Below are 7047 nucleotides of genomic sequence, written 5' to 3' on the forward strand. Positions count from 1 at the left end.
TGTGGTCCTGTGTCGCGGTCGGGCTGAGCTGGTTCGGCATGGACGCAGCAAAAGCCGATAATACCGTAGCGCAGGACTCGGGCGCCGTGGCTGCGAAGCCTATATCGGCGGTGCAGAAGAATGCTGGTTCTGCGCACCATCAGAGCGGGAAAGCCGCGCGGACAGCCTTGCCTTCCGAAAAATCGGCTCCGGCCGACCCAACCGGCGCGGAGCACATCAATGTTATTGGACGACTGAACCAGGAACGTGCGCGCATTTTTCCGGGTCTGGGCGCGGTCGATTACCATATCGACCAGCATCAGATCGGCGTGACGCCCGGTGGGCAGAACGCCGCGTTCAATCAGATCCTCCTGCGCGTCCCGGGCGTCGTGCTGGACAGCTACGGGGAAGTTCATGTGCGTGGCGAGCACGGGGGCCTGACCTACCGTGTCAACGGTGTGCTGCTGCCCGAAGGGTTAAACGGTTTCGGGCAGGAACTGGACACGCGCATCATCCAGTCGGTGGATCTGTTGACCGGCACCCTGCCGGCGCAGTTCGGCTTCCGCACGGCCGGGGTGGTGGATGTGACCACCAAGACCGGCGACAGCCTGAAGCACAACCAGATCTCGCTTTATGGCGGGAGCTACAACACGTTCGTGCCGTCCGTGCAGCTTGGTGGCCAGCATGGGAAGCTGGACTATTTCACCACGCTGTCGTTCACCCGCAACAATATCGGCATTGAGAACCCGAGCAACACATTCCGGGCCATTCATGACGTGACCGAGCAGGAGAAAGCCTTCTCCTCCCTCTCCTACCATATCGACGATGTCAGCCGGGTGACGCTGCTGACCAGCGCATCCTATGCGGATTTCGAAATTCCCAATTCGTTCAAGACGTTCGATGTGAACAGCCCGGACTACACCACGATCTATGATGTGGCTGGTGTGAATCCGCACGATCCGTCAATGAACTGGGCCAAAATGGGTGATAGCCAGACGGAGCAGAATTACTACGCGGTGCTGTCCTATCAGCGCACGACGGACAAGCTGAATTTTCAGGCTTCCCCGTATTTCCGTTATGGGCGGATTGACTACACGCCGGATCGCGATCGGGACCTGATCTATCAGGGCGTCTCCGAGCATGAAGTCAACGACTTCACAACTGGCGGCGTGCAGTTCGATCTGTCGTACGAGATAGCGCCTCACCATACGTTGCGGGCTGGTCTTCTCGGGCAATACACGTCCGAACGGCTGGATACCAATACGTTGGCCTTTCCCGTCGATGCGCAAGGAAACCAGAGTTCGAATGTGCCGGTGCGCCTGATCGACAATACAGGCAACTGGTCGGTCGAGGTGGGGGCCTATGTCCAGGACGAATACAAGATCACCCGTAATCTGACGTTCAATTACGGCATCCGCTACGACCGGTTCGCCTCATCCTTTGACAACGAGGGACAACTCAGTCCTCGAGCGAATATGGTCTGGAAGCCCTCGCGCACCACAACGCTTCATATCGGCTATTCGCGCTATTTCGCGCCCCCGTCGCCCCAGTACGTCTATCCGTCCACGTTGGCCAGGTTCTTGGGCACGACCAATGCCGCTGCCAACCTGATCGACGAGGCGACGAAGGTGGAGAAATCCAACTACGTGGATGGCGGCATTCTCCAGCGTATCACGCCAGAATTCCAGATCACGCTCGATGCCTACGCCAAATGGGCCCATGATCTCACCGATCTCGGGCAGTTTGGCCGTGCGGTGATCCTGGCACCGTTCAGCTACAAGCGTGGGCGCGTCTACGGTGCCGAGTTCGGGAGTTCGTGGAAACACGGACCGTGGTCGGTGTTCGGCAACTTCTCGTTCGTCAAAACGGCGGCACGCGACATCAATTCGGCACAATACCAGTTTGATACGGCTGAGCTGGCCTATATCAAGAATCATGCCATCCAGCTTGACCATCAGGGAGAATTCACCGCGACAGCCGGCGCCTCATGGACCACGAAGCACGATATGGCCTATGTCGATTTCGTCTACGGTTACGGCCTGCGCAGCGGCTTTGCGAACCTTGAGAAAGAGCCGGAATACGACGTGTTCAACATCGGCTATCAGCACACGTTCACAAAGGTGCCTTTGGGGCATGACATCAAGATGCGCGCGGACGTCGTCAACCTGTTCGACAAACGCTATCAGCTCAGGAACGGCAGCGGTGTCGGCATCTATCAGGCGCAGTATGGGCAACGACGTGGCACTTATTTGTCGGTTGTCTCTGATTTCTGATGGCCCGGCGCAACGAGATGTCATTAAAGAAAGTCAATATTCGGACCAGCCGTGACGAAACCCCGAATGGCGGATGACTACACGCACGCCACATGGGTGTCCGCTTTGCGAAAGGCAGCTTAAAGCCGCGTATGTCCGAGAAGACGGCGAAGGCCGAACGTCTGGCATTATATGTTCGGGCTGGCTGCGAGCGGCGCGTCATCAAGCAATTGCTTGAGTTGGGTCACCGGCCCTTCCGCCGCACGACCACCGTCATGAACGCTGACCCGGATATCCGATGCCCGCGCGAGCCCCACCGGCTCGTCCAGTATGTCGATCTCATCTGGTAGCTCCCCCGTCATCCGGAATGTCACCCCGAGCCCCGCGCGCACGGCGGCCCAGAGGGTCGCGACGCTGCGCCCGGTAAATGCGATCCGCCACGGAATACCGGCCGCCTCCAGCCGGTCAATCGCCCCCTGTCGGAAGCGACACGGGGCTGGCAACACGACGAGATCGACCGGCTCGCCCAGCACGAATCGCGCACCTATCGGTCCGATCCAACGCTGTGGGAGCGTACGCCACGGTGTCGCATCCGCGCGCCCGTCGCCGCCGAACGCTAGCACGAGATCCAGCGCGCCGCGATCGAGCGCCTCGAACAGCGTGCTCGCCCGATCGACGCTGGCCTCCAGCTGCACCTGCGGATGCGCGCGCGCGAACAACGCTAGCGTTTGCGGCAACCATGTGTCGGCGAGGTCGCCGACCACGCCGAACCGCACCTGGCCCGCCAGCGCGTGCCCGCGCAGCGCGGCCAATGCCTCGTCATTCAGCGACAATAGGCGGCGACCGTAGGCCAACAGCGTCTCACCGGCTGACGTCAGCACGAGTTGCCGCCCGTCCCGACGCACCAGCGACTGTCCGGCCTGCTCTTCCAGTTTGCGTAACTGCTGGCTGACCGCCGATTGCGAACGGTGCAGCGTCTCCGCAGCGCGGTTGAAGCCGCCTAAATCCTGAGCAGTGACAAAGCTCCGCAGGGCGTCGAGATCGAGAGGGACAGGCATCACCAGTTCCGTTTTCCTGAACACTAAACTCAGAACAAGTCATTATTCGAAACTATTCCTGCGCCGTAGGTCTACTGTCGGTCAAGACGGAGACAGCGATGCAAGCTATTCGCGTTCACGAGACGGGCGACGCCGATCGCCTGACGCTCAAAGACGTGCCGCCCCCTGAGCCAGCCGACGGTCAGTCGCTGGTGCAGGTGCATTATGCCGGGATCAATTACACCGAGGTGTATCAACGCAGCGGCGTGACACGAGTCACGCTGCCGTCCACTCCCGGCTCGGAGGGCGTAGGCGTAATCATGCAGTCGACGCGCTTCCCGGTCGGCACGCGGGTCGGCTGGGTCGGCGTCCCCGGTGCCTACGCCGAAGCGGCGGTGGTGCCGGACCACCGATTGGTCGCCCTGCCGGACGATGTCTCGGACGAGACTGCCGCCGCGATCCTGCTGCAGGGCATCACCGCGCAGTATCTCGCCGAGGACAGCTATGCCCCCCACACGGGCGACGTTGCTGTGGTGCATGCGGCGGCACGTGGTGTCGGACTGCTGCTGACGCAGTTGCTGGTCGCAAAGGGGGTGACAGTGATCGGCACCACCTCGACCGACGCCAAGGCGGTGCTGGCCCAGAAAGCCGGAGCCGCGCAGGTGATCCGCTACGATCGCGACGACGTGGCCGCCGCTGTGAGGGCGACACATCCGGATGGCGTGCAGGTCGTCTACGATTCCGTAGGCCAAGCGACATGGAATGCCAGCCTGCGCGCCCTTCGGCGACGCGGCACGCTGGTGCTGTATGGCCATGCCAGCGGCAAAGTGGCCCCCATCGATCCGATGCTGCTGGCGCAGCGTGGCTCTCTGACGCTCACGCGACCGCTCATCGGCGATTTTATCGCGACGCAAGATGCTTTGCAGGCGCGGGCCGATCGCCTGTTTGGCTGGCTGCGCGACGGCACGCTACGGCCCTCGATTACCCAGACCTACACGCTGGCGGACACCGCCCAGGCGCATCGCGATCTCGAAGCCCGGCGCACCAGCGGCAAGCTACTGCTGCGTATCATCCAATGAAACGGAGTAAACATCCCATGATGAATCGTCTTATCCAGTCTCTGTCAGCGACCATTCTGTCGGTCGGCATTGCCCACGCGGCATCCCCTCTGGCGGGGACGTGGATGCTTACTGCCGCCGACACGCTGTATGCCGACGGGCATCGTGCGCACGGCTTTGGCGATCACCCGGAGGGTCGGATGATCGTCGACGCCCAAGGGCGCTACATGATCGAGATCTATCAGGTGGACGGTACGCCTCATTATAGCGTGCATTACGGTCGTGTGATGCTGGATCCCGCAGCGCATCATGTCGTATTCGACGTCGAGCGCTCGGCCGACTCGAGTTGGGTCGGCAAACGACAGGTGCGCGACTACAAGCTCATGGGCGATCACCTTAGCTACCAGGTGCCCGCGAGCGCGACCGGCGACAAAACGATCGCGATTTCGGAGTGGACGCGGGCGGCGGAGTAATGGCCCGTGACGGTGTGTCTGCTTTTCGGAACGGAAAAATTGCACCTGACGTCCGGTATGCGGGGCGGAAGCCGAACGAACTGGGGCGAATCTAGGACGAGCGGAAAGCCCATCGGATCGTCTCGGCGGCCCCGTAGGTCGCAGCACCAATCAATGGAAATGCCGGCCCCGAGGACGACAGTCCATGCATTCGGCGTGCCCAGAAGGGCAGGAGATCGACAGCGGACCGCGTCAGAAGTTCACGCGTCATGGATCCACCGGGAAATGCAGATTGCTGTGCCAGAAGCAAGCGGCAGACCTCGCTGCTGCGCTCATCGTTTCGCAGGACGCCGCGCGTCCGGTTGATCTGCCGTCGAGCCTCGTGCTCGCTCATTGGAACAGGATCGGCACCAAGCATGTGACCAATCCGCGCCATCTCCGCGAAATAGCGATCGCGCTCCGCCTGCTTCATGCCCGGATTTGCAAAGCGCCGCCACGCCTGCAGGAAGCTGCTGGTTTCAGTCAGATGAACCCAGGCCAAGAGGGCCGGATCACTGGCAAAATAGGCCGTCCCGTTCGGCAGCATGCCATCGATCCGCTCATGGATCGCCCTGACCCGCGCGATCGCGGCCAGCCCATCATGACGATGAGCGTACGTCGTAACAGCAATAAAACGCGCGGTGCGTCGCAGACGGCCGTGCATGTCCTCGCGAAAGTTGGAATGATCCCAGACGCCGGCCAGGACCGCGGGATGCAGCATCTGAAGCAGAAGCGCGCTCAGACCTCCGACAGTCATCGCAACGACGTCACCATGCACCTGCCGCACAATACTGTCGGGTGGGAAGAGGGCATCCGTCTGTGGCTGAATCGGCCTCTCGCCACGGGAGCGATCATTGAAGACGGCAGAGATACGTGAAGCGATTTCCTGCCTGATCATCTGACTGCCCGGGAAACCGGAAAAGGCTGATGGCATGAACCGGATCCTCACTTGTTGATCCAGATATCGATGAGCGTGGCCTTATACACAAGGGGGGTATGTTTCCACGGTCCGGGCTTATCCCGGGGAGCGTCCCCTCATGGCTGCAATCAGCACGGTCACTGTCGTCAGCGTCTTCGCGGCAACCCTGTCCATGGTTAGCTTCGTCCCATAGGCATGGGCCGTCATCAGATCCCGCGACACGGATGGCATTTCTCTGAAGATGTATGTGATCACGTGGCAGGGTTCGTCGCATGGCTGACCTACGGGATCCTGCTGATGCAGTGGGCCATCATTGCCCAGAATATCATCTGTCTCAGCCTGTCGAGCTTCATCCTGACCATGAAACTCCTGCCGCAACCTCAGAAGGAAGCGGTTGGTGAGGCCCTGACTCCTGACTTCCTCAACGACGAGGGATGATCACGAGAGAATAGGCTTCAGACAACGAATGGGGTGGCCAGATCTGTGGACAGGATCGTCCCCTCCTGCTGCTTCTGAGCCCCAAAGAGCCTTGGCTGCTTCATGATCTATCCTCCCATCATCACATCAACGGCGGAATCACAGCCGATGGTTCAAAGCCATAGGTTCTTGGAACCATCGACCTGCATGGCCTCGCCGACCGGGGACAGGGCTTCGATATCGTTCGGCGGCGACCGAATCTCATAGCGCAGTCATTATCTCCACACTGGACTGGAGAAGTACGCCCCCGCGCATGAAGACTGCCGGCTGGTGCCTATCGGGCAGGAGGCGGCCCAACCTGAACCGCCCCGGATGAGAGTCAGGCGGCCCTGGCTGGACGGCTTCGCCGTTTTGCCGGGGTTTGCCTGGCATGTGATGGGGTCAGTTCCGGCTGGGGGCGAAATGACACCTTAAGCAGAATGGCCAGCGTGGCGGCGGAGACGGTTGGGCCTTTTCTCCCCTTGGCGGCGAACATTGGCATCGGTCATTCGATGGCTTCACGCAACGCGGGATAGTCGGTCAGTACTTCGCCGGCGCTGTGGAGGACCGGATAACAAGCTCGGTGGGAAGAACAACGGTGCGGACGCCTTTATCGCCCTCGATCGCGCCAAGAAGCATCTGACCGGCTTCGCGGCCGAGTTCGTCATGCCGGACACTGACCGTCGTCAATCCTGGGGAGACAAGGTCGCCAAACGGGATGTTGTTGTATCCCGTGACCGATACATCGGATGGGCAGCGGAGATTGCGCTCTCGCAACGCCTGCAGGGCGCCGAACGCCAGAAGGTCGCTACCGGCTACTATGGCCGTTATTTCGGAACTGCGATCGAGTATATG

General features: G+C 60.9%; 7 protein-coding genes. 4 read left to right on the plus strand and 3 right to left on the minus strand.

Going from position 1 to position 7047, the window contains the following annotated elements:
• The first annotated feature begins 38 nt into the window (after positions 1-38).
• Complete coding sequence (locus B8446_RS15190) at positions 39-2252, plus strand: TonB-dependent receptor (RefSeq protein ID WP_048851123.1); 2214 nt, start codon at positions 39-41, stop codon at positions 2250-2252.
• Between the two features lie 167 nt (positions 2253-2419).
• On the opposite strand, the gene B8446_RS15195 is transcribed toward B8446_RS15190, so the two are convergent.
• Positions 2420-3289, minus strand: a complete 870-nt coding sequence (locus B8446_RS15195) for a LysR substrate-binding domain-containing protein (RefSeq protein ID WP_241767823.1) — start codon at positions 3287-3289, stop codon at positions 2420-2422.
• A 98-nt stretch (positions 3290-3387) separates the two neighbouring features.
• Between B8446_RS15195 and B8446_RS15200 the strand changes: the two genes are divergently transcribed.
• Together B8446_RS15200 and B8446_RS15205 are read left to right on the plus strand one after the other, a co-directional pair.
• On the plus strand, positions 3388-4347 hold the full coding sequence (locus B8446_RS15200; RefSeq protein WP_048851110.1) for a quinone oxidoreductase family protein: 960 nt from the start codon (positions 3388-3390) through the stop codon (positions 4345-4347).
• 17 nt (positions 4348-4364) lie between these two features.
• On the plus strand, positions 4365-4799 hold the full coding sequence (locus B8446_RS15205) for a lipocalin-like domain-containing protein (protein ID WP_048851112.1): 435 nt from the start codon (positions 4365-4367) through the stop codon (positions 4797-4799).
• A gap of 91 nt (positions 4800-4890) precedes the next feature.
• Here the strand turns inward: B8446_RS15205 and B8446_RS15210 are convergent, their stop codons facing one another.
• The gene (locus B8446_RS15210; protein ID WP_048851114.1) at positions 4891-5751 is read right to left on the minus strand and encodes an oxygenase MpaB family protein; all 861 of its coding nucleotides are present in this window, start codon (positions 5749-5751) and stop codon (positions 4891-4893) included.
• Between the two features lie 240 nt (positions 5752-5991).
• Here B8446_RS15210 and B8446_RS15215 point away from each other — a divergent pair, with 240 nt between their 5' ends.
• Positions 5992-6174 (plus strand): PQ-loop repeat-containing protein, encoded by a 183-nt coding sequence (locus tag B8446_RS15215; protein WP_048851116.1) that lies wholly within the window; start codon positions 5992-5994, stop codon positions 6172-6174.
• A gap of 558 nt (positions 6175-6732) precedes the next feature.
• Here B8446_RS15215 and B8446_RS16800 read toward each other — a convergent pair.
• Positions 6733-7044 (minus strand): substrate-binding domain-containing protein, encoded by a 312-nt coding sequence (locus tag B8446_RS16800; protein WP_373277154.1) that lies wholly within the window; start codon positions 7042-7044, stop codon positions 6733-6735.
• Between the last annotated feature and the right edge of the window lie 3 nt (positions 7045-7047).

The organism is Tanticharoenia sakaeratensis NBRC 103193 (assembly GCF_000963885.1).
Lineage (GTDB): Bacteria > Pseudomonadota > Alphaproteobacteria > Acetobacterales > Acetobacteraceae > Tanticharoenia > Tanticharoenia sakaeratensis.